We start from the raw sequence: 20,148 nt of genomic DNA, 5'->3' as shown, positions 1-20,148 counted from the left end.
ATGGCCGGGACACAGGTGAAGGCGCGGGGGGAGTCGCCACCGGCCATGGGGGCGTCCCCTGCTCGAGCCGAGTCGAGAGCCTGGGGAAGGTTCGCGGTGTTCGCCGAGTGCCTGCTGACCGGTGTGTGGATCGCGGTGGCCTCGCTGGGAATCGTCACCTACCCGGCCGCGTTCGCCGCCGGGGCGCGGCACTTGCGACGCCGTATCGCCCACGAGGGCGGTGGCTGGCGGGAGTTCGTCGCCGATTTCCGCGCGGCCCTGCGCGGCGGGTGGCTCGCCGGGGTCGCCGGGTGGGCGGCATCGGCCGCGGTCTGGGTGGACGTGCAGGCGGCCCGGGCAGGGATTCCCGGCGGGCCGCTCGTCGGGGCCGTCGGAGGCGTCGCGCTGATCGGGCTCGTCGTAGCCGGGCTGCGTGCGGCGGCCGTGTGGGTGCCCGGGGCCCGGTGGCGGACGCTGCTGGCCGGGGCCGGAAGGCGGACGGTGCTCGATCCGGCCGGCTCCTTCCTGATCGTCGGCGGACTGGCCGTGGTGGTGGTGTCCGCCCGGTTCGCCGCGCCGCTGGCGGTCGCCGTCCTCGGGGCCGTCGCGGCGGCGGCCGTCGCCGTGGAGGAGCGGTACCGGCACCGCTGAACGGCGGTGCCCTCATGTCCAAGGTCGGCGCCCGGCGCCGCACCTCTCTCTGTCATGCCCCTGGCCAGCGCATGGATTCGCTTCCCGCACGGACAAGGAAAGGCAGCATCGCCATGTCTCCCATCCCCCGCAGGTCCCTCCTCAAGGCGGCCGCCGTCACCGGAGCCGCCGCCCAGTTCAGCTGGGCGCCGGGGGCGCAGGACGTTCACGCCGCGCCCAGAGCCGAACCCGCCGACGCCGACCCCGTGACCCTGGACTGGCTGGAGGACGGCGGCCTCGGCGCCGCACCCGGCTCCACCGTCGGCGTGCCCTGGCCGAAGGGCGCGTACCGGAAGGACCAGACCTTCGCGCTGACGGACGCCTCGGGCAAGGCCGTACCCGTGCAGTCCTGGCCCCTCGCCTACTGGCCCGACGGCTCCCTCAAGTGGACCGCGCACGCGGTCGCCTCGGGCGACGGCAGGCTCACCCTCGCCGCCGGGACGCCTGCCGCACCCGTCAAGAAGGTCACCGTGCAGAAGCGCGGCGGCACCATCGACATCTCGACCGGCGTCATCTCCGCGAGGATCGGCACGTCCGGCTCCACCCTCGTCAAGTCCGTCAGCCGCGGCTCCACCGATATCGCGAAGAACGGCCGGCTCGTACTGATCCGCCAGCCCGAGATCGAGGACGAGGACCAGGGCGCGGTCAGGACCGAGCGCTTCGACGGCGCGATCTCCAAGGTCGAAGTCGAACAGGCCGGCCCGGTCCGCGCGGTCGTCCGCATCGACGGCAAGCACCGCAAGGGCGGACGCAGCTGGCTGCCCTTCTCCATCAGGCTCTACTTCCACGCCGGCGCCGACTCCTTCCGCATGGTGCACACCATCACCTACGACGGCAAGCAGGAGCCGGGCAAGGCCAGTGGCGACTTCATCCGCGGCCTCGGAATCCGCTTCACGGTGCCCATGCGGGACGAGTCGCACGACCGCCACATCCGCATCGGCGGTGACGGCACCGGGCTGCTGCGCGAGGCCGTCAAGGGCATCACCGGACTGCGCCGGGACCCGGGCGCGGCCGTGCAGGCGGCCCAGTTCGAGGGCCGGAAGCTGCCCGACCCCGCCACCTGGGACCAGCGGGTGACGACCCGGCTGCGGTACATCCCCGAGTGGGGCGATTACACCCTCGCGCAGCTGTCCGCCGACGGCTTCACGCTGCGCAAGCGCACCAAGAAGGGGCACGGCTGGGTCGCCGCGGGCGGTGGCCGACGCGCCTCCGGCTTCGGCTACGTGGGCGGGGCGAGCGGCGGATTCTCCTTCGGGCTGCGGGACTTCTGGGAGAAGTTCCCCGCGCAGCTCGACATCCGGGACGCCCACACCGACGAGGCCGAGGTGACCCTCTGGCTCTGGTCACCCGAGGCACAGCCCATGGACATGCGCTTCTACCACGACGGCATGGGCCAGGACACCTACCCCGAGCAGCTCGAGGGCCTCAACATCACCTACGAGGACTACGAGCCGGAGTTCGGCACCCCGTACGGCATCGCCCGCACCTCCGAACTTCTCTTCTGGGCCAACGAGTCGACCCCGGCCCCCGACCGCTTCGCCGAGCAGGTCCAGGCCGTTCGCGTGCTGCCGCAGCTGGCCGCCCCGCCGGGACAGCTCATCAGGGCCAAGGTCTTCGGGCCGGGCCTGTACTCCGAGCCGGACCGCTCCACCCCCGCCAAGGCGAAGATCGAGGACCACCTCGACTTCCTCTTCACCTACTACAAGGACCAGGTGGAGCAGCGCCGCTGGTACGGCTTCTGGGACTACGGCGACATCATGCACACCTACGACACGTACCGGCACCAGTGGCGGTACGACATCGGCGGCTACGCGTGGGACAACTCCGAACTGTCGCCGGACCTGTGGCTCTGGTTCGCCTACCTGCGCTCCGGCCGCGCCGACATCTTCCGCTTCGCCGAGGCGATGACCCGGCACACCGGCGAGGTCGACGTCTACCACCTGGGCACATGGGCGGGTCTCGGCACCCGGCACGGTGTGCAGCACTTCGCCGACAGCGCCAAGCAGCAGCGCATCGCCAACACCACCTACCGGCGCTACTACTACTACCTCACGGCGGACGAACGCGTCGGCGACCTCATGCACGCCAACGTCGACTCCGACGAGACGTTCCTCGTCCTCGACCCGATCCGCAAGATCCGCACCGAGCCGTACACCCCGGACCGGCACGCCCTGTCGATCGGCTTCGGCACGGACTGGAGCGGCCTGGTGTCGGCCTGGCTGACGGAGTGGGAGCGCAAGGGCCCCAAGTGGGAGAAGGCCAAGGCGCGCGTGCTGTCCACCATGGAGACCATCGCGGCCCAGCCCAACGGCTTCGTCCAGGGCAATGGGCTCTACGACCTGGACACCGGGAGGTTCGCCGTCGCGGACCAGCCCGTGGTGAGCGTCTCCCACCTGTCGGCGGTGTTCGGTCTCAACGAGCTGTGCGCCGAGCTCATCGACCTCGTCGACATGCCGAAGTTCAACGAGGCGTACTTAGACTACTGCCGGTTCTTCAACGCCACCAAGGCCGAACAGAAGGCCCGCTACGGCTCCGACTTCGGCAGTCTGCTGCTGTTCCAGGGCCACTCGCGCCTGGACGCGTACGCGGCCGTCAAGACCGGGGACGAGAAGCTCGCGGCGCGGGCCTGGGAGAAGTTCTACAACTCCGACGGCTACAAGGAGTCGGCGCCCTGGCGGACGGAGAAGGTGAGCGGTCCGGCCGCGCTGGTGCCGGGCAGTGAGGCCACCTGGGTGTCCACCAACGACACCGCGCTGTACGGCCTCGCCGCCATCGAGAACCTGGCCCTGCTCGGCGACAAGATGCCTTAGCGGGCCCTGACCCGGCCGGGTTCCACGGACGCCGCCCCTGGAACCCGGCCGACTAGTCGATGATCTGGTGGAAGAACAGCACGGCAGGTGCCGTCACCCCGCCGCCGGCGCTCACCGCGACGGGCCAGGTGTTGCCGGCCAGCGCCGCCAGGACGGTGGCACCGATGCCGACCAGGGCCGCCAGCAGGAAGACGATGGCGGCGCGCTGGCTGAGGAGCGGTCCGTCCCGGCCGGTGCGCCGACGGTTGGCCTGTGCCACCGGAGTGCTCCCTACCTCACTCCGACAGCGGGCTCGAGCACGGGTACGTCCCAGGGGTCCTGCGCGGGACGCAGGAGTTCGAAGCGGACACCCCCGCCGTCACCGTCCGTCCGGACCCCGTGCACGGCGGGTTCGGGCAGGCTGTTGTAGTGGAACGGCGTCGAGAAGTAGTAGGCGCCGGTGTCCGGGGCGGTGATGAGGTCACCGGGTTCCAGCAGCGGCAGCGCACGGTCACGCGCCAGCAGGTCCCCGGCGAAACAGGCCGGTCCCGCGATGTCCTGGCGGACCGGCCCGCCCCGCTTGGCCCTGCCGCTCGGCTCGTGCGCCTCGATGCGCAGGGGCCAGGCGTCGGGGTTGAACACCGTCCGTGTGGCCACCTGCACACCGGCGTGGGTGACCGCGATCGGCCGGCCGCCCATGCTCTTGGTGTACTCGACGTACGCGGCGGTGAAGCCGTTCTTGGCCAGGACGGAACGCCCGAACTCGGTGACGATCCCGTACCGGCCGGAGAACAGGGCGGGTGCCTGTGCCCGCAACTGCCGGACGTAGGTGTCGAACGTCGGTGTGGTCTCGTCGTCGGCGAAGTTCACGGGCAGTCCGCCGCCGATGTCGATGCCGACGACCTGGCGCCGTCCGAGCGAGGCGTTGACCTCTTCGGCGAACGCCACGGCCTGCGCGACCCCGCCGGCCATGAGGTCGAGCGGGCAGCCCTGCGAACCGGCGTGCGTGTGCACCCAGGTGAGCCACGGGTGGTCGTGGTAGGCGCGCAGCAACCGCTGCCGGCTTCCCGGGTCCGCCAGGGGCACGCCGAACTTCGACGTGCTCGTCGCCGTGCTCATCGCGGCGATGCTGCCGCCGCCGAGCTGGGAGTTGACGCGCACTCCGATCCGCGAGACCGGGACGCTGTCGCCGAGTGCCCGGTCGATCCTCGCCAGTTCCTGGTAGTTGTCCACGTTGACGGTCACCCCCAGGTCGAGGGCGTGCCGCAGTTCGGCCTCCGTCTTGGCCGGTGAGTCGAAGACGATCCGCTCCGGCGCGAACCCGGCGGCCAGTGCGCGGGCCAGCTCGCCCGGGGTGGCCACCTCGCAGCCCATGCCGAGCCGCCGCAGTTCCGCCAGCACCGGCACCAGACAGTTCGCCTTGGCCGCGAACGCGTGCAGGACACCGGGGGAGGAGGGGAAGGCGCGGTGCAGGGACGCGACGGTCGCCGCGACGCCGTCCAGGTCGACGAAAGCGGCCAGTGGGGACCGCTCGGCATGCAGCAGTCCCTGCCGCACCGCCTCCTGGAGGATCCGTTCGCGTCGCTCGGCGGCGGCAGTCAGTCCGGTCATGATGTGCCCTTCCGGTGTCGTAGGCGCGGCGCCCCGGACCGCCCGGGGTGGACCACCAGGCTGCGGTCCGCACCCGGCCGGCGTCTTCGTCGAATCGTCAAAGGCGCGGGCCGCACGGAAGACGTTCGGCGGCGACAACTCGCTTGCTGGGCAGAGCCGTTGTCCGATACGACAACGGGGAGCCCCCTCGATGGTGGCCGCGGTCAAACGAGGGACCGCCTACGTCGTCGAGCCCCGGTGCAAGGCGCTCAGCGATGGGTGCCGTCGGCCTCGCCGCCCAGACGCAACTGCACCTGGGCCAGCAGCCGGGCGTCGGGGCTGTCCAGGTCCAGCCCGGACACCTGCGTGATGCGGCGCAACCGGTAGCGCAGACTGTTGGAATGCACGCCCAGGGCGCGCGAGGCGGCGGACACGTCACCGAAGTGGTCGAGGTAGGCGCGCAGGGTCTCCACCAGGCAACTGCCGCTGTGGCCGGCGTCGAACTCCCGCAGCCGGGCCACCGACGTCCGCGCCGGCAGAGCCAACTCGCGCAGGGCGTCGACGACCTGGAGGATGCCCACGGTGTCCGCGACGTCCTCGCTCCGCGCCACGGTGTGCGGCCCGCCGGACGCGATGAGCGCCTGCAGGGCCTGCTCTGCCGACCTGCGGGATTCGGGCGCCCGGGCCAGGCCGGGGACCACGTCACCGAGCCCTGCCTTCACCGTCGAGCCGAGCGTCGCCGACAGCTGCTCGGCCAGGGCGTTCCCGAGCCGTCTCACCTGGGCGTCGGCCCGCCCTGGGTCGCGTTCCAGCCCGCTCAGCAGCACCAGGGTCCTGCCGCCCGCCGGGACCACCACGACCCGGTGGCCGAGGGCCGCGCAGTGCAAGGTCAGCAGGCCGTGGAGCCCGGCCGGTTCGTCGCCCGCGGGGCGGCCGGTGCCGGTCCCCACCGCCAGGACGGCACACGGCTCCCGGGGCGGCAGCCAGGCCCGCTCCGCGAGCACCTCGACCGAGCCGCGGTCCTCCAGCAGCGCCCGGGCCGCGTCCTCCACCAGCCGGCCGTCGGAGCTGTGGGTGCGGTGGTGCAGCAGATGGGCGGCGGCGGCCCGGACCGCCGCGCGCAGCGTCTCCGCGGCGTTCGGCGACAGCGGACGGCCGGCCACCGCCGCCACCCAGATGGACCCGAGCGCCTCTCCGCCCGCCCGCACGGCACCGACCAGACGCTCCGGATCCTGTCCTCGGGCGGGCCGGTGCAGCACGTCGTCCGCACCCCACAGCGCCTGGAAGAACCCCGCCTCCCGCATGGCCGCCACCCGCCAGGGCGGCACGCGACGGCCGAGGATGGTCAGCCGGCGCATCTCGTCCACGTTCTCCTCCGTGGAGGAGTAGGCCAGCACCCGCGACTCCGTGTCCTCGATCGTCACCGAGCCTCCCACCAGGGCGGCCACCGCGTCGGCCAGCGAGTCCAGGTCGCCCAGGCGCAGATCGCCGGCCGTGGGCACCAAGGGCGCGCCCGCCGCGGCCAGCCCCGCCCTCAGCACCCCCACCAGCTGTGCCCACGTGCACCAGGCGGTGCGGAAGAGTACCGCCGTGCCGGTCTCTTCCGCGGCCGCCTGCAACGCCCGCACGGTGGACTCCGCCCGCCCCGGACCGAACACCACGCCCGCCGCACCCGCCTCACCGGCCCGGCGCACCACGTCGACCGCGTGCGCGGAACGCGGGTCCACGCCGACCGCGAGCAGTAACTCCCGCGCTCGGATCACCGGTTCCAGGGCGTCCAGCACATGGACACCGGTGACCTTCGTCCGCAGCCCCGCCGGGGCCGTGTGCAACTCCACGGCTCCCGCCCCCACCACCGAGAGCAGACGCTCCAGCGTCCCCTCTTCCTCGGCGCCCGGGCCCCGGCCCGACGATTCCCCCAGGTCCGTCATGGTGCCTCCCCGTCCCAGCCCGACCGCCCCGCCGTCCGGCGGCCGTTCGGAGACCACGTATGACATCACGGGCCCGGACCGCCGTCGAGGGGACTTCGGGGCACACGGAGGCGCTGACGGCGCGAACCGCGGGGAGTCGCACTACTGCCGCGGCCGGCACCGTTCGCCACGCCGCTCCTTCACGGGCAAACGGTGCCTGCCGCGGCACTAGTTCATCCTCCCCAGGACCTCCCGCATCCGCCGGACGTCCCGGATCCGCTGCTCGTACGTCGCCCCGAGCGCCAGCAGCAGGAGGCCGGCCAGGGCGGGAGGCGCCCAGCGGGGGAGGGCCCCCGTCACCTGGACGACGTACGGGGCGAGTTCGTGCAGGGTGACCAGGGCCAGCACCCAGCCGCCGAGCACCAGCGGTGCCCGCAGCCGGTGCCGGGCGCCCAGCAGGGTGACCAGCAGCGCCGCGACGCCCAGCAGCAGCGGCCGGGTCCACCGGGGGTCGGCCCAGGCCGCGACCAGGCTCGGCAGGAGGGTCGCGGCGAGCCCGGGGCCGTACGCCGTCCACGAGGAGACCTCCGGGTCGCGGCGCCGCCGCAGCGCTCCGACGAGCAGCGCCGGCACGGTCACGGGAAGGGTGTAGGCCTCGGGCGTGCCGATGTCCCAGGCGGCCAGGCGGACCCACGCGGCCAGCACGAAGAGGGCTGTGGCCGCGTAGCCGGCGGGACGGCGCCCGGCGCGCAGGGCCGTGCCCGCGGCTATCACCCCGCACAGGGCCAGCACCAGCGCGAGCATCGGCGGGTCGGTGACGGCCAGAGCCACGGCGAACAGCCCGAGGGCGGCTCCCACGGCCTCGACCGGCACCGTCGCCCGGGACGCACCGAGACGCGGCGCCAGCAGGGCGGCGGCAGCGGCGACCAGCAGGACCAGCAGGGCGGTCCGGGCCGGCGCCCAGTCCGCGGCGGCACCCGACGCCGAGGCCAGCGCGCCGGCGTACACGAGAGCAGCCGGGGTCGTGAACGGGGCGACGCCCGCCCGCCACGAGGCAGCGGCGAACAGCGTCGTCAGCGCGGACAGCACGGCGAGGGTCGCGGGCTGGGACGCGAGGGAGACCAGGGTGAGACCGGCCGCCGTGACCAGGGCGAGGACGAGCGCGGTGACCTGCGCGGCGGAGGCCGTGATCCGGCACGCGTACAGGGCCGCCGCCGTCAGCACACCCAGGACCGACAGGCCCGCGGCGTACGGGATCTCCAGGATCGCCGGGAGGATCAACGCCGTGGCCCAGAGCAGGCCGGCAGCACCGAGCCGGGCCCGCGGACGCCACACCTCCGTACGGACCGCCAGGGCGAGCACCGCCGCCACGGCCACCAGCACCGCCGGAGCGACCGTCGCGTGCGGCGGCCAGGGCACGTCGACGGCCACCGCCGCACGGGCGTCCGACGGCGCACCGCTCCACACCCGGCCCAGCCGGCCGGCCGGACCCAGCAGCACCACCACGACCACGGGCAGCGTCGTCAGCACGGCCAGCGCCTGCACGGCACCGGAGGCCCACCCGAACCCCCGTCGCAGCGCGTCGGGCAGCCGTTCGGCCCGTACCGCCGCCAGCAGGGCGATGCCGACGGCGAGATGAGCCGGGCCCACCCACTCCGACGGCACCACGGAACGCACCACTCCGCCGAGCGCGCCCACGACGAGCAGCCCGGCCGTCACCGCGAGGCCGAGGGCGTGCCCGGCGCCCGGACCTCGCCGGGCCGAACCCACGGCGATCACCACCGCGAGCAGCAGCAGCGCCCCGGCGCGGGAGGCGTCACCCGGACCGCCGGCCGTCAGGGACAGCCAGCCGGCCCCCAGCACGCCCCAGCAGCCCATGCCGTAGGCGCCGACGACGGCGGTGATCCGCACCGCCCCGGCCGTCAACCGCGCCACCGCCACCGCGTCGAGCCCCGCGGTCACCAGCAGCGCGGCCGTGATCACGTAGGGACCCGCATCGGCGGCCACGGCCCACAGCAGCAGCGGGGCCTGGGCCGCCGCCAGGGCGCAGGGCAGGGGCAGACGCAGCGCGGACGCGGCGGGCAGCAGGCCGTACGAGGTCCAGGCCACCGCGAGCACCGCCGTCGCGGCGGCCGCGTACCCGGTCCCGTCCGTCCCGGCGAGGGCCGCCGCGTGCAGCGCGTAGGCGTCCAGGACGGTCAGGGCGAGCCCGAGGCCCGCCACGGACTCGGCCGTCGACCGCAGCCCCCGCCTCAGCAGGGCCACGGGCGCCGCGAGTGCGGCCAGCGTGACCGCGCCGAGCACCAGGGCCCGCCCGGCGATGCCCATGTGCCCCCAGCTGACCAGGGTGAACACCGCCGCCGCGAGCGTGAGCAGGACACCGCCGAGGACCAGCAGCACGTTCTGCACGCTGGGCGCGGCCGTCTCCGGCCGGGCCGGTGCGGCGTGCGGCGGCCGTGGCGAAGCCTGGGCGTGCGGGCGCTGCTGCGCCTGGTGCAGGGCCGCGACCAGCCAGGCGCGGCGGGTCAGCAACTGGGCGCGCCGGGCGTCCAGTTGCCGGAGTTCGGCATCGAGGAGCCGCAACTCCTCGGCCGGGGGCGGAAGGTGGGTCATGGACCGCAGTGTGGTCCGGGTCACCCCGCATGGCATGAGTGCCGGTACTCAGGCGCGTACTCAGACAGCCCACGTCACGAGTGGGCAGACTGCCGGAATGGACTGGAACCTTTACCGTTTCCGGAGTCTGTGGACCCTGCCGGCACCCCCCGCCACCGTGTACGGCGTGCTGGAACGCCCCGAGGGCTACCCGCACTGGTGGCGCCAGGTACGGGAGGTGACCCGGCTCGACGACACCACCGGCGTGATCCGCGTCCGCTCCGTCCTGCCGTACGACATGACCTTCACGGCGCGCGAGGTGCGGCACGACCCCGAGGCCGGCGTGCTGGAGACGTCCCTGGCCGGGGACATCGAAGGCTGGGCGCGCTGGACCGTGACACCGTGCGGGCCGGGCAGCCTCGCGCGGTACGACCAGGTCGTCCGCGTGCACAAGCCGCTGCTGCGGCGGCTCGCCGTGCCGGGACGCCCCCTCTTCCGCGCCAACCACGCGCTGATGATGCGGTCCGGGCGGCGCGGGCTCCTCAGGCATCTCCGAGCGGTTTGAAGGAAACGTGCCCGGGCCTGTATGGTTCAGTGCGTTCCCGGGCGATTAGCTCAGTGGGAGAGCGCTTCGTTCACACCGAAGAGGTCACTGGTTCGAACCCAGTATCGCCCACCGGAAACAGCCGGTCCGTCGCAGACGGACCGGTTTTTTCATGCCCTCGCGCCCCTGTGGGCCCGGAGTCCGGCGCGCCGGACGCTCAGGCCGCCGCCGGCAGATCCGGACGCAGTGGCCATGCCGGGTCGACCGCCTCGTCCACACCGCTGCGCGCGAACCACGCCTGCAGGCCCCGCGCCTGCGCCGCATGCCACACCGCCTGCAGCGTGTGCAGCTCACCCGGGGCGAGGCGCTCCAGCCGGGACGCGAACCTGCGGCCCACCGCCCGGGTGACCTCCAGCGCCGCCACCGCGTCGGCCGCCGCGTCGTGCGCGCCCTCCAGGGCGACGCCGTAGTGCGCACACAGGTCGGTCAGGGTGCGGCGGCCCTTGCGGTAGCGGTCCAGGTGCTTGTCCAGGACCCGCGGGTCCAGCACGGACAGCGGCGCCGACTCGAACCAGCGGCCGAGCGCCGAGGCGCGGTGGCGGCGCAACTCCCGGTCGAGCAGGGTCAGATCGAACGGCGCGTTCATCACCACCACCGGCCGCCCCGCGTGCGCCTGCTCGGCCAGCGCCTGCGCTATCTCGTACACCACCGGCGCTGGCCACCGGCCGTTGCGCTGCAGGTGCTCCTCCGTCAGCCCGTGCACCGCCGTCGCCTCCGCGGGCACCGGCACGCCCGGGTTCACCAGCCAGCGGCTCACCCGCGGCCGGATGCCCGGGGCATCCTGCACCACGACGGCGGCCGACACGATCCGGTCGGTCTCGACGTCCACACCCGTCGTCTCCGTGTCGAAGGCGGCCAGCGGCCCTTCGTACCAGCACGTCGTCATCGCCACACAACCCCTCGTTCACTCTCGGCAGTTGACGCACCGTCCGCTGCCCGATCCGGTGATACCCGGGCTGTTTGCGCCGTACGCCGGAAGGAGACAACAGGAGTACGGGTCGCTGCAGTTCAGCGGCCCGCAGCGGGAAATCACTTGTTCTGGAAGGCTGTCGGCCATGGCCATTGCGCAGCCCGAACGGGGCGGGCTGCTGCCCGAGCGCACGGCTCCCTCTCGCGGCACTCTCGCCACCACCGCCTGCATGGAGACACTGCAGGTCGGCTATCTGCACGCCGTCGCGGCTGCAGCGGGCTGCTCGCTGTCCCAGCCCTTTCCCGACAACGGCATCGACTGGCACGTCAGCCACAGCGCCCCCGGGCACACGGTCGACGACGAGGTCACCATCAAGGTGCAGCTCAAGGCCACCTACCAGGTGCCGCCCAACCCCCCGGGCCGCACCTTCTCCTTCACGCTCGACAACGACCACCTGGCGAAGCTCGCCCGCACCCCCGTGTCGGTGCACAAGATCCTCGTGGTGATGCTGGTGCCGCGCTCCCGCGACGACTGGCTGCGCGCCGGCCACGACCGGCTCGACCTCAGGCACTGCTGCTACTGGACCAACCTCGCCGGACAGCCGATCACCGGCCGCCGCCGCACGACCGTGCGCATACCGACCTCACGCATCTTCGACGACCGGGCCCTCTGCGAGATCATGACGCGGGTCGGGACGGGAGGGAAACCGTGACGCACCGCCCGACCGAGGAACCACTGAGGCAGGTCCGGCCGCACCCCGTCGACACCACCTGGAGCGGCGCCCCGCCCGAGCCCGCCGACATCGACCCGGCCGTACTGGGAACCCTGCTGCGCCGGCACGGCTGGCAGCGGCGCGGCGGCGCTCCCGGACGCTACGGCCGCTGGACCCCGCCCGGCCCCGGCGCCGGCGGCACCAGCCTCCTGGTGCCGGAGAGCCGAGCCTTCCCCGACAGCGACGAACTGCTCGGCGAGGCCCTGCTCGCCCTGTCCCGCAGCGGCTCGCCGTCCGCCCGCGAGGTGCTCGTCTCCCTCGCCGTGCCCAGCGACGAGATCCGCTGGTGGCACGACGTCCCCGCGGGGCCCGCCGGCGCGGCGGCCTGGACCGTCGAGGACCGGCTGCGCGGCGCCGCCCGACGGATGCTGCTCGCCGCGGCCCTCGCCACCCGCGCCCGGGCCGGCTACCACGGCGCCCGTCACCGCCGCGCCGCCGCCGCGGCCCTGGAGAGCGTCCTGGTCGGCTCCGCCGCCGACGGCCGCCTCACCGCGTTCGTGCCGGTGGCCGGCGGCCGCCCCCTCGCCGTACGCCTCCACCAGGCCCTGTTCGCAGCCCGGGAGGCCATCGACTACCAGCGGGCCACCGGCGGCATGGACGGCTTCGGCACCGCGGTGGAGGCAGGGGTGAGCCACGAGCTCACCGAGGCCCTGGTGGCGCTCGTCCGGGGCACGGAGGGCGCCCGGATCGCCGTCGAGTGGGCACCGGCGGCCGGGGTGCCCGAGGGGTGCGCCCCCTCCGCCGAGCCCGTCGAGTTCTCACCCGGCGACCTGCCGGTGCTGCGCGAGGCGGGAGCCCGTTATCTCCGCGAGGAACCCGCCGTGCCGGTGCGGATCACGGGAGCGGTGGTACGGCTGCGCAGGTCCGGGCCGCGCGGCGAGGGCACGGTACGGCTGCGCGTGCTGGCCGGTGCCGACGTGCCGAACGTGAGGATCACCCTCGACGAGGAGGCGTACCGGATCGCCGGGCACGCCCACCTCGTCGGGCTCCCGGTCCGGGTGCAGGGGCGGCTGGAGAGCCGGGGCGGATTCCGCCGCCTCACCGGTGCCCACGGCGTCGTACCCGTCCAGGTCGACGACGCCGAGCGGGACCGCATGATGAAGGAGCTCCACGAGAACCTCGACTTCTTCGAGGGCGCCTGCGGAGGGGAGTGAGGAAGCCCGCGGGAGAGGACGCACGAGGCCCGGGGAGGGCACCGGCGAAGCCCGGGCAGGGGACCGCGGAGATCGATTTCGCGTCGGGCGGTCCCGGGTCGGTACGATCCTTACTCGTGCGCGCGCTCGGGTATGGCGCCGCAGCCCCCTTCAGTCAGGAGAGACCGGTGTCAGACGTCCGTGTGATCATCCAGCGCGATTCCGAGCGGGAAGAACGCGTGGTGACGACGGGCACTACGGCCGCCGAGCTCTTCGCCGGCGAGCGTTCGATCATCGCCGCGCGCGTGGCCGGCGAGCTCAAGGACCTGTCGTACGCCCTGTCCGACGGCGACGAGGTCGAGGGCGTCGAGATCTCCTCCGAGGACGGCCTCAACATCCTGCGCCACTCCACCGCCCACGTCATGGCGCAGGCCGTGCAGGAGCTCTTCCCCGAGGCCAAGCTCGGCATCGGCCCGCCCGTCAAGGACGGCTTCTACTACGACTTCGACGTCGAGAAGCCCTTCCACCCCGATGACCTCAAGGCCATCGAGAAGAAGATGCAGGAGATCCAGAAGCGCGGCCAGCGCTTCTCCCGCCGTGTCGTCACCGACGACGAGGCCCGCGAGGAACTGGCCGACGAGCCGTACAAGCTGGAGCTGATCGGCCTCAAGGGCTCCGCCTCGCACGACGACGGCGCGGACGTCGAGGTCGGCGCCGGCGAGCTGACGATCTACGACAACCTGGACGCCAAGACCGGTGACCTGTGCTGGAAGGACCTCTGCCGCGGTCCCCACCTGCCCACCACCCGGAACATCCCGGCGTTCAAGCTGATGCGCAACGCGGCCGCCTACTGGCGCGGCAGCGAGAAGAACCCCATGCTCCAGCGCATCTACGGCACCGCCTGGCCCACCAAGGACGAGCTGAAGGCGCACCTGGAGTTCCTCGCCGAGGCCGAGAAGCGCGACCACCGCAAGCTGGGCAACGAGCTCGACCTGTTCTCCATCCCCGAGCAGATCGGCTCCGGCCTCGCCGTCTTCCACCCCAAGGGCGGCATCATCCGCCGGGTCATGGAGGACTACTCGCGCCGCCGCCACGAGGAAGAGGGCTACGAGTTCGTCTACACCCCGCACGCCACCAAGGGGAAGCTCTTCGAGACCTCGGGCCACCTGGACTGGTACGCCGACGGCATGTACCCGCCCATGCAGCTCGACGAGGGCGTGGACTACTACCTCAAGCCCATGAACTGCCCGATGCACAACCTGATCTTCGACGCGCGCGGGCGTTCCTACCGTGAACTGCCGCTGCGCCTCTTCGAGTTCGGGACGGTGTACCGGTACGAGAAGTCCGGCGTCGTGCACGGCCTGACCCGCGCCCGCGGCTTCACCCAGGACGACGCGCACATCTACTGCACCCGTGAGCAGATGTCGGAGGAGCTCGACAAGACGCTCACCTTCGTCCTCGGCCTGCTGCGCGACTACGGCCTGACCGACTTCTACCTGGAGCTGTCCACCAAGGACCCGGAGAAGTTCGTCGGCTCGGACGAGGCCTGGGAGGAGGCCACCGAGACGCTGCGCCAGGTCGCCGAGAAGCAGGGCCTGCCCCTGGTGCCGGACCCGGGCGGCGCCGCCTTCTACGGCCCGAAGATCTCCGTCCAGGCCAAGGACGCCATCGGCCGCACCTGGCAGATGTCGACCATCCAGCTCGACTTCAACCTGCCCGAGCGCTTCGACCTGGAGTACACCGCCGCGGACGGCACCAAGACCCGCCCGGTCATGATCCACCGCGCGCTGTTCGGCTCCATCGAGCGCTTCTTCGCGGTCCTCCTGGAGCACTACGCGGGTGCCTTCCCGGCGTGGCTGGCCCCGGTCCAGGCGGTCGGCATCCCGATCGGCGACGCGCACGTGGAGTACCTGGAGAAGTTCGCCGCCGCGGCCAGGAAGAAGGGCCTGCGCGTCGAGGTCGACTCCTCCTCCGACCGCATGCAGAAGAAGATCCGCAACGCCCAGAAGCAGAAGGTGCCCTTCATGGTCATCGCGGGCGACGAGGACATGTCTCACGAGTCCGTGTCCTTCCGCTACCGCGACGGCTCGCAGGAGAACGGCATCCCCTTCGACGAGGCCATCGCGAAGATCCTCAAGGTCGTCGAGGAACGCGCTCAGGTCTGACCGGACCGTGCACGGGCCCCCGGGGAGCTCCCGGGGGCCTTTGCCGTCCCCCCAGCTCGACGCCATATGCTGCACTGCATGACGAGTGAGCCGGAGCAGCAGCTGGGAGTGGGGACGCAGGACGCGTTCCAGCGTCTGTGGACGCCCCACCGGATGGCCTACATCCAGGGCGAGAACAAGCCCACCGGCCCGGGCGCCGGCGACGGCTGCCCCTTCTGCTCGATCCCGGCCAAGTCCGACGAGGACGGGCTCGTCGTCCGGCGCGGCGAGCAGGTCTACGCGGTGCTCAACCTCTACCCGTACAACGGCGGCCACCTGATGACCGTGCCCTACCGGCACGTCGCCGACTACACCGACCTCACGGCGGGGGAGACCGCCGAGCTCGGCGAACTCACCAAGCAGGCGATGACGGCCCTGCGCACGGCCTCCGGCGCGCACGGCTTCAACATCGGCATGAACCAGGGCACGGTCGCCGGCGCGGGCATCGCCGCACACCTCCACCAGCACATCGTGCCGCGCTGGGGCGGGGACACGAACTTCATGCCGGTGGTGGGACACACGCGAGTGCTGCCACAGCTCCTGGCCGACACGAGAAAGATGCTGGCGGACGCCTGGCCGGCCGTCTGATCCCGGCAGGGGCGGACTTTCCCGGCCCGTCCGGCGCTGGAGGACGAGGCCGTTCAGGCCGAGGGCGGTCCGGGGGCGCACCCCCGGCAACGCCCGCCCCCACCGGTCCGCGGCTGATCGGCTCGACCGCCGGAGGCCTACGCGTCGTAGACGTCGGCCTTCCTCGGCGCAGCCTCCTGAACCGCCCCACTGAGCGCCGCCGACCTGGACCCGAACTTCTCCACGTCCACCCCGTTCTCCCGCAGTACCTTCAGCGCCGCCGCGTGCACCACCCGCAGCACAGGCGTCGCAGCCCGCAGCGCGTCGTCGGCCATGAACCGGTGCCGCCACGGCTGGTCGGCCCACGCGTGCCGCAGACCGAACGGCTCCGGCAGCGTCAGACTGCCGCCGAGCCAGTTCAGCAGTGGCGGGTACCAGGTCAGCGGGGCGCGCGCGGCCAGCCGCACCACCTCGTCGGCGTCGATCAGCGGCAGCTTCACGGTGCGGGTCTCCCAGAACCGGAAGGCCTTCTGCACCGCCTTCTCCTTGGCCGCGGGCTTCTCGTTGAACAGGGAGTTGACCGGCCCCAGGGCGTGCCCGGTGACCTCGATGCGGAGCGTGTCGTGCAGCACGGTCACCGTGATCAGCATCGTGATCACCAGATGACCGTCCCACAGGGTCCACTGGACGCCCAGGTAGTGCCGGTCACCGCTGCCGAACTGCTGCTTGTTGCAGATGTCCTGTACGGCGTGCGTCCGCACCGTGTACGCGTCGACGTCCGTACCGCTCGGCCGGGACACCTCCGTCGCCTTCTCGCCGATCGGCGTGACGACCCAGTGCGTGATGGACGGCTTGGGGAAGCCGCCGGTGTTGATGGACGTACGCTCCAGCATGCCGAGTCCGCCCTGGATCGCCACGATGACGTCCCAGCTGCGGAAGGGATGGAACTCCTTGCCCGGCTCGGCGGAGACCAGCTCCTCGGCCAGCTGCCAGCTGCCCCACCGCGTGCCCATGCCGAGTATGCCCTTGGGGCCGGCGTAGAAGACCGAGTTGGAACGCTGCTCGGCGGCCAGACGGGCCAGCTCCTTGCGGACCTGCTCGGCCGCGTCACCCGGGTTGCCGGGGACCGCCTCGGGGATCTTGGCGCCGACACCGCCGCCCGACAGCAGACTCGACCAGCGCTCCCGCAGGTCCCGGGCGGTCCGCTCGCAGATCTGCTTGGCCCAGAACCAGCCGACGACCGGCATGATCACCGCGGCGCGGCCGTACAGGGCCCAGAAGCCGGTGAACGGCATGCGGATCAGGAAGAGGACGGCGAGCGCGCCGACGGCGACGAGCAGGGTCGTGGCGAGGGCGCCCGCCCGCTTGTCCTCCCGCTTGGTCATGGTGGTGCGCAGAGTGAACACCAGCAGCCACACGAGGAAGCCCGGCAGGAACAGCAACCCGCAGATCACCGTGATCGCCGAGAGCCAGTTGTCACGGTCGCGGCGGATGCGGTGGGCCGCCAGGCAGTGTTCCACGACGACCTGGGGCTCGATGCCGAACGACTGGATGACCGGCTTGCGCCCGGCACCCAGCATCCGGTCGATCACCGCGCGGGAGAAGGCCTCGCCGAACCTGGGGCGGAAGATCTTCGCCCAGGAGCGCGGGGGAGTCACCTTCGACTGGTGCCACTCGTTGTCGGCGGCCAGGATCTTGGTGACCTCGTCGTCGCGGTACGCCGCGGCGGCCAGCGCATAGGTCGCCGCCGTCTGGCCGCTCGCACCCGCGAGAGGCACCTGGGCCCCCGGGCTGAAGTCGAATCCGTCCGTCACTGCCGCCCCCATCGCTGCCGCATCCGCATCTGCGGCCTTCCCGACTTCCGCGCTCCGCACACCTGTTGATCAGGTCATCAGCGTATCCGTCCGCACCGGCGAGCGGGGGCGGGCGGCCCGTCAAGCAGTCCGCCCCCGCGGAAGGGAGCCCCCAGGAGGGAACTTGGTGGCTCCCGGCGCCAACTACGAGGCCACGCGCTCCTCTTCGCGCACCCGGTCCGCGACCTGCTGCGGCATCGGTTCGTGCCGCGCGTAGCGCCGGCTGAACCCGGCCGTGCCGTGCGCCATCGACCTCAGGTCGATCGCGTACCGGCCGATCTCGATCTCGGGCACCTCGGCCCTGATCAGCGTGCGCCCGCCGGGCGTCTGCTCGGTGCCGAGAACCCGCCCGCGCCGCCCCGACAGGTCGCTCATCACGGCGCCCACGAATTCGTCGCCGACCAGCACCGACACCTCGGCCACCGGCTCCAGCAGATGGATCCTCGCGTCGGCCGCGGCCTCCCGCAGCGCGAGCGCGCCCGCCGTCTGGAAAGCGGCGTCGGAGGAGTCGACCGAGTGCGCCTTGCCGTCCAGCAGGGTCACCCGTACGTCGATGAGCGGATACCCGGCCGCGACCCCCTTGGCCGCCTGCGCCCGTACGCCCTTCTCCACCGACGGGATGAACTGCCGGGGCACCGCGCCGCCCACGACCTTGTCGACGAACTCGATGCCGGACCCGCCCGGCAGCGGCTCGACCTCGATCTCGCAGATCGCGAACTGCCCGTGCCCGCCGGACTGCTTGACGTGCCTGCCGCGGCCCGCCGACCTGGTCGCGAACGTCTCGCGCAGGGGCACCCGGTGGGGCACGACGTCGACCTGGACGCCGTACCGGCTGCGCAGCCGCTCCAGGGCGACGTCGGCGTGCGCCTCGCCCAGGCACCACAGGACCACCTGGTGGGTGTCCTGGTTCTGCTCCAGCCGCATCGTCGGATCCTCGGCCACCAGCCGGGCCAGGCCCTGGGACAGCTTGTCCTCGTCCGGTTTGCTGTGCGCCTGGATGGCCAGCGGCAGCAGCGGGTCGGGCATCTGCCACGGCTCCATGAGCAGCGGGTCGTCCTTGGCGGACAGGGTGTCGCCGGTCTCGGCGCGGCCCAGCTTCGCCACGCACGCCAGATCGCCCGCGATGACGTGCGACACGGGCCGCTGCTGCTTGCCGAACGGCGTGGACAGGGCGCCGATCCGCTCGTCGACGTCGTGGTCCTCGTGTCCGCGGTCGGCCAGCCCGTGCCCGGACACGTGGACCGTCTGGTCGGCGCGCAGGGTGCCGGAGAACAGCCGGATCAGCGACAGCCGGCCCACGTACGGGTCCGAGGAGGTCTTCACGACCTCCGCGACCAGCGGAGCGTCCGGATCACACGGCTTGAGCTCGCGCGGCCTGCCGTCGACGGTCGTGACCCGCACCGTCTCGTGCTCCAGAGGCGTCGGGAAGCCCCGCGTGATCAGCTCCAGCAGCTCCAGGGTGCCGAGCCCCTGCCGGGCGCCCTCGGCCGCGGGCGCGGCGGCCAGGACGGGGAAGAAGACGCCCCGCGCGACGGCCCGCTCCAGGTCCTGGACGAGCGTTGCGACGTCGACCGGCTCCCCGCCGAGATAGCGGTCCATGAGGGTCTCGTCCTCGCTCTCGGCGATGATCCCCTCGATGAGCCGGTTGCGGGCCTCGTCGATCAACGGCAGCTGGTCCTCGACTGGCTCGGACTCCTTGCGCTCGCCGGTCGAGTAGTCGAACAGCTTCTGCGACAGCAGCCCGATCAGCCCGGTCACGGGCGCGTGCCCGTCCGGTGCCTGGGGGCCGTGCAGCGGCAGGTAGAGCGGCAGGACCGCGTCGGGGTCGTCCCCGCCGAAGGCCTCCGCGCAGGTGCGCGTCATCTCCTCGAAGTCGGAACGCGCCGACTCCAGGTGCGTGACGACGATGGCCCGGGGCATCCCCACGGCCGCGCACTCCTCCCACACCATGCGGGTCGAGCCGTCCACGCCGTCCGAGGCCGAGACGACGAAGAGGGCCGCGTCCGCCGCGCGCAGACCGGCCCTGAGCTCACCGACGAAGTCGGCGTATCCGGGGGTGTCGAGGAGATTGACCTTGATGCCGTCCCACTCGACGGGCACCAGGGAGAGCTGGACCGAGCGCTGCTGCCGGTGCTCGATGTCGTCGTAGTCGGAGACGGTGCCGCCGTCCTCCACGCGGCCCGCCCGGTTCACCGCCCCCGCCGTGAGTGCGAGGGCCTCCACCAACGTGGTCTTGCCCGATCCGGAGTGGCCGACCAGCACCACATTCCGTACGGACTGAGGGTGGTCGGCCGCTTGCGCCCTGCCGGCGGCCCCAGGGTGTGTCTGTGCCTTGTCGCCCATGATCCTGCCTCCCGTGCACGGTGAGGTCACTGTGGGCGCGGACTCGCGGGAGCCGCGTGCGGTGGCGGCTCCGGCGACGCCCGCGGTCTTTCGACCTTCCCACTCCCGTCACGGTGCGTCCATACGAACGACGTGATCCCGCCGCCCACCAGCGGCTCGCGGGTTCCCCCGAAAGGGGTCCGGGTGCCCGCACCTCGCCCGCGCGCGGGCGT

14 protein-coding genes and 1 tRNA gene are annotated in these 20,148 nt (G+C 72.6%); 8 read left to right on the top strand and 7 right to left on the bottom strand.

The features are described 5' to 3' along the window. Together AB0937_RS20515 and AB0937_RS20510 are read left to right on the top strand one after the other, a co-directional pair. Entirely contained in the window at positions 1–630 is a 630-nt protein-coding gene (locus AB0937_RS20515) for a hypothetical protein (RefSeq protein ID WP_366713500.1), read from the top strand. 113 nt (positions 631–743) lie between these two features. After that, positions 744–3,479 carry a Tat pathway signal sequence domain protein gene (locus AB0937_RS20510; RefSeq protein ID WP_366713499.1) on the top strand — a complete coding sequence of 912 codons (2,736 nt, stop codon included), beginning with the start codon at positions 744–746 and terminating at the stop codon, positions 3,477–3,479. 52 nt (positions 3,480–3,531) lie between these two features. On the opposite strand, the gene AB0937_RS20505 is transcribed toward AB0937_RS20510, so the two are convergent. The 4 genes from AB0937_RS20505 to AB0937_RS20490 all read right to left on the bottom strand — a co-directional run bounded on the left by AB0937_RS20505 (position 3,532) and on the right by AB0937_RS20490 (position 9,571). After that, positions 3,532–3,738, bottom strand: coding sequence for a hypothetical protein (locus AB0937_RS20505; RefSeq protein WP_366713498.1), 207 nt, complete (start codon positions 3,736–3,738; stop codon positions 3,532–3,534). An 11-nt stretch (positions 3,739–3,749) separates the two neighbouring features. Beyond that, complete coding sequence (locus AB0937_RS20500) at positions 3,750–5,069, bottom strand: diaminopimelate decarboxylase (RefSeq protein ID WP_366713496.1); 1,320 nt, start codon at positions 5,067–5,069, stop codon at positions 3,750–3,752. 248 nt (positions 5,070–5,317) lie between these two features. Beyond that, a complete protein-coding gene (locus tag AB0937_RS20495) occupies positions 5,318–6,979 on the bottom strand; it encodes a helix-turn-helix domain-containing protein (protein WP_366713494.1) in 1,662 nt (553 codons plus the stop codon). A 207-nt stretch (positions 6,980–7,186) separates the two neighbouring features. Then, complete coding sequence (locus tag AB0937_RS20490; RefSeq protein WP_366713493.1) at positions 7,187–9,571, bottom strand: hypothetical protein; 2,385 nt, start codon at positions 9,569–9,571, stop codon at positions 7,187–7,189. A 97-nt stretch (positions 9,572–9,668) separates the two neighbouring features. Between AB0937_RS20490 and AB0937_RS20485 the strand changes: the two genes are divergently transcribed. Beyond that, positions 9,669–10,115 carry an SRPBCC family protein gene (locus AB0937_RS20485; RefSeq protein ID WP_366713491.1) on the top strand — a complete coding sequence of 149 codons (447 nt, stop codon included), beginning with the start codon at positions 9,669–9,671 and terminating at the stop codon, positions 10,113–10,115. Between the two features lie 39 nt (positions 10,116–10,154). Beyond that, a tRNA-Val gene (locus AB0937_RS20480) sits at positions 10,155–10,226 on the top strand. A gap of 85 nt (positions 10,227–10,311) precedes the next feature. Here AB0937_RS20480 and AB0937_RS20475 read toward each other — a convergent pair. Beyond that, a complete protein-coding gene (locus AB0937_RS20475) occupies positions 10,312–11,040 on the bottom strand; it encodes a 3'-5' exonuclease (protein ID WP_366713676.1) in 729 nt (242 codons plus the stop codon). Between the two features lie 169 nt (positions 11,041–11,209). On the opposite strand from AB0937_RS20475, the gene AB0937_RS20470 reads away from it, so the two are divergent. The 4 genes from AB0937_RS20470 to AB0937_RS20455 all read left to right on the top strand — a co-directional run bounded on the left by AB0937_RS20470 (position 11,210) and on the right by AB0937_RS20455 (position 15,761). Then, positions 11,210–11,776: a DUF4365 domain-containing protein gene (locus AB0937_RS20470; RefSeq protein ID WP_366713490.1), complete on the top strand. Its 567-nt coding sequence runs from the start codon at positions 11,210–11,212 to the stop codon at positions 11,774–11,776. After that, positions 11,773–12,990 (top strand): hypothetical protein, encoded by a 1,218-nt coding sequence (locus AB0937_RS20465; protein ID WP_366713488.1) that lies wholly within the window; start codon positions 11,773–11,775, stop codon positions 12,988–12,990. Before AB0937_RS20470 ends, AB0937_RS20465 begins: the two co-directional genes overlap by 4 nt. 167 nt (positions 12,991–13,157) lie before the next feature. Then, positions 13,158–15,134: a threonine--tRNA ligase gene (thrS, locus tag AB0937_RS20460; RefSeq protein WP_366713487.1), complete on the top strand. Its 1,977-nt coding sequence runs from the start codon at positions 13,158–13,160 to the stop codon at positions 15,132–15,134. Between the two features lie 66 nt (positions 15,135–15,200). Further along, a complete protein-coding gene (locus AB0937_RS20455; RefSeq protein WP_366713485.1) occupies positions 15,201–15,761 on the top strand; it encodes an HIT domain-containing protein in 561 nt (186 codons plus the stop codon). Between the two features lie 137 nt (positions 15,762–15,898). Here the strand turns inward: AB0937_RS20455 and AB0937_RS20450 are convergent, their stop codons facing one another. Both AB0937_RS20450 and AB0937_RS20445 read right to left on the bottom strand, forming a co-directional pair. Beyond that, complete coding sequence (locus AB0937_RS20450; protein ID WP_366713484.1) at positions 15,899–17,566, bottom strand: hypothetical protein; 1,668 nt, start codon at positions 17,564–17,566, stop codon at positions 15,899–15,901. 171 nt (positions 17,567–17,737) lie between these two features. Further along, positions 17,738–19,936 carry an elongation factor G-like protein EF-G2 gene (locus AB0937_RS20445; protein ID WP_366713482.1) on the bottom strand — a complete coding sequence of 733 codons (2,199 nt, stop codon included), beginning with the start codon at positions 19,934–19,936 and terminating at the stop codon, positions 17,738–17,740. Positions 19,937–20,148 lie beyond the last annotated feature (212 nt).

Source organism: Streptomyces sp. NPDC047880 (assembly GCF_040706515.1).
In the GTDB taxonomy this organism is placed as follows: Bacteria; Actinomycetota; Actinomycetes; order Streptomycetales; family Streptomycetaceae; genus Streptomyces.
Note: the sequence above shows the minus strand (reverse complement) of the source record. Positions and strands in the feature narration are given on the sequence as shown.

Excerpts from the sequence above, each read along its gene's own strand:
- AB0937_RS20515 (WP_366713500.1), top strand. The coding sequence starts at position 1 with ATGGCCGGGACACAGGTGAAGGCGCGGGGGGAGTCGCCACCGGCCATG.
- AB0937_RS20510 (WP_366713499.1), top strand. The coding sequence starts at position 744 with ATGTCTCCCATCCCCCGCAGGTCCCTCCTCAAGGCGGCCGCCGTCACC.
- AB0937_RS20500 (WP_366713496.1), bottom strand. The coding sequence starts at position 5,069 with ATGACCGGACTGACTGCCGCCGCCGAGCGACGCGAACGGATCCTCCAG.
- AB0937_RS20495 (WP_366713494.1), bottom strand. The coding sequence starts at position 6,979 with ATGACGGACCTGGGGGAATCGTCGGGCCGGGGCCCGGGCGCCGAGGAA.
- AB0937_RS20490 (WP_366713493.1), bottom strand. The coding sequence starts at position 9,571 with ATGACCCACCTTCCGCCCCCGGCCGAGGAGTTGCGGCTCCTCGATGCC.
- AB0937_RS20485 (WP_366713491.1), top strand. The coding sequence starts at position 9,669 with ATGGACTGGAACCTTTACCGTTTCCGGAGTCTGTGGACCCTGCCGGCA.
- AB0937_RS20475 (WP_366713676.1), bottom strand. The coding sequence starts at position 11,040 with ATGACGACGTGCTGGTACGAAGGGCCGCTGGCCGCCTTCGACACGGAG.
- AB0937_RS20470 (WP_366713490.1), top strand. The coding sequence starts at position 11,210 with ATGGCCATTGCGCAGCCCGAACGGGGCGGGCTGCTGCCCGAGCGCACG.
- AB0937_RS20455 (WP_366713485.1), top strand. The coding sequence starts at position 15,201 with ATGCTGCACTGCATGACGAGTGAGCCGGAGCAGCAGCTGGGAGTGGGG.
- AB0937_RS20450 (WP_366713484.1), bottom strand. The coding sequence starts at position 17,566 with ATGGGGGCGGCAGTGACGGACGGATTCGACTTCAGCCCGGGGGCCCAG.
- AB0937_RS20445 (WP_366713482.1), bottom strand. The coding sequence starts at position 19,936 with ATGGGCGACAAGGCACAGACACACCCTGGGGCCGCCGGCAGGGCGCAA.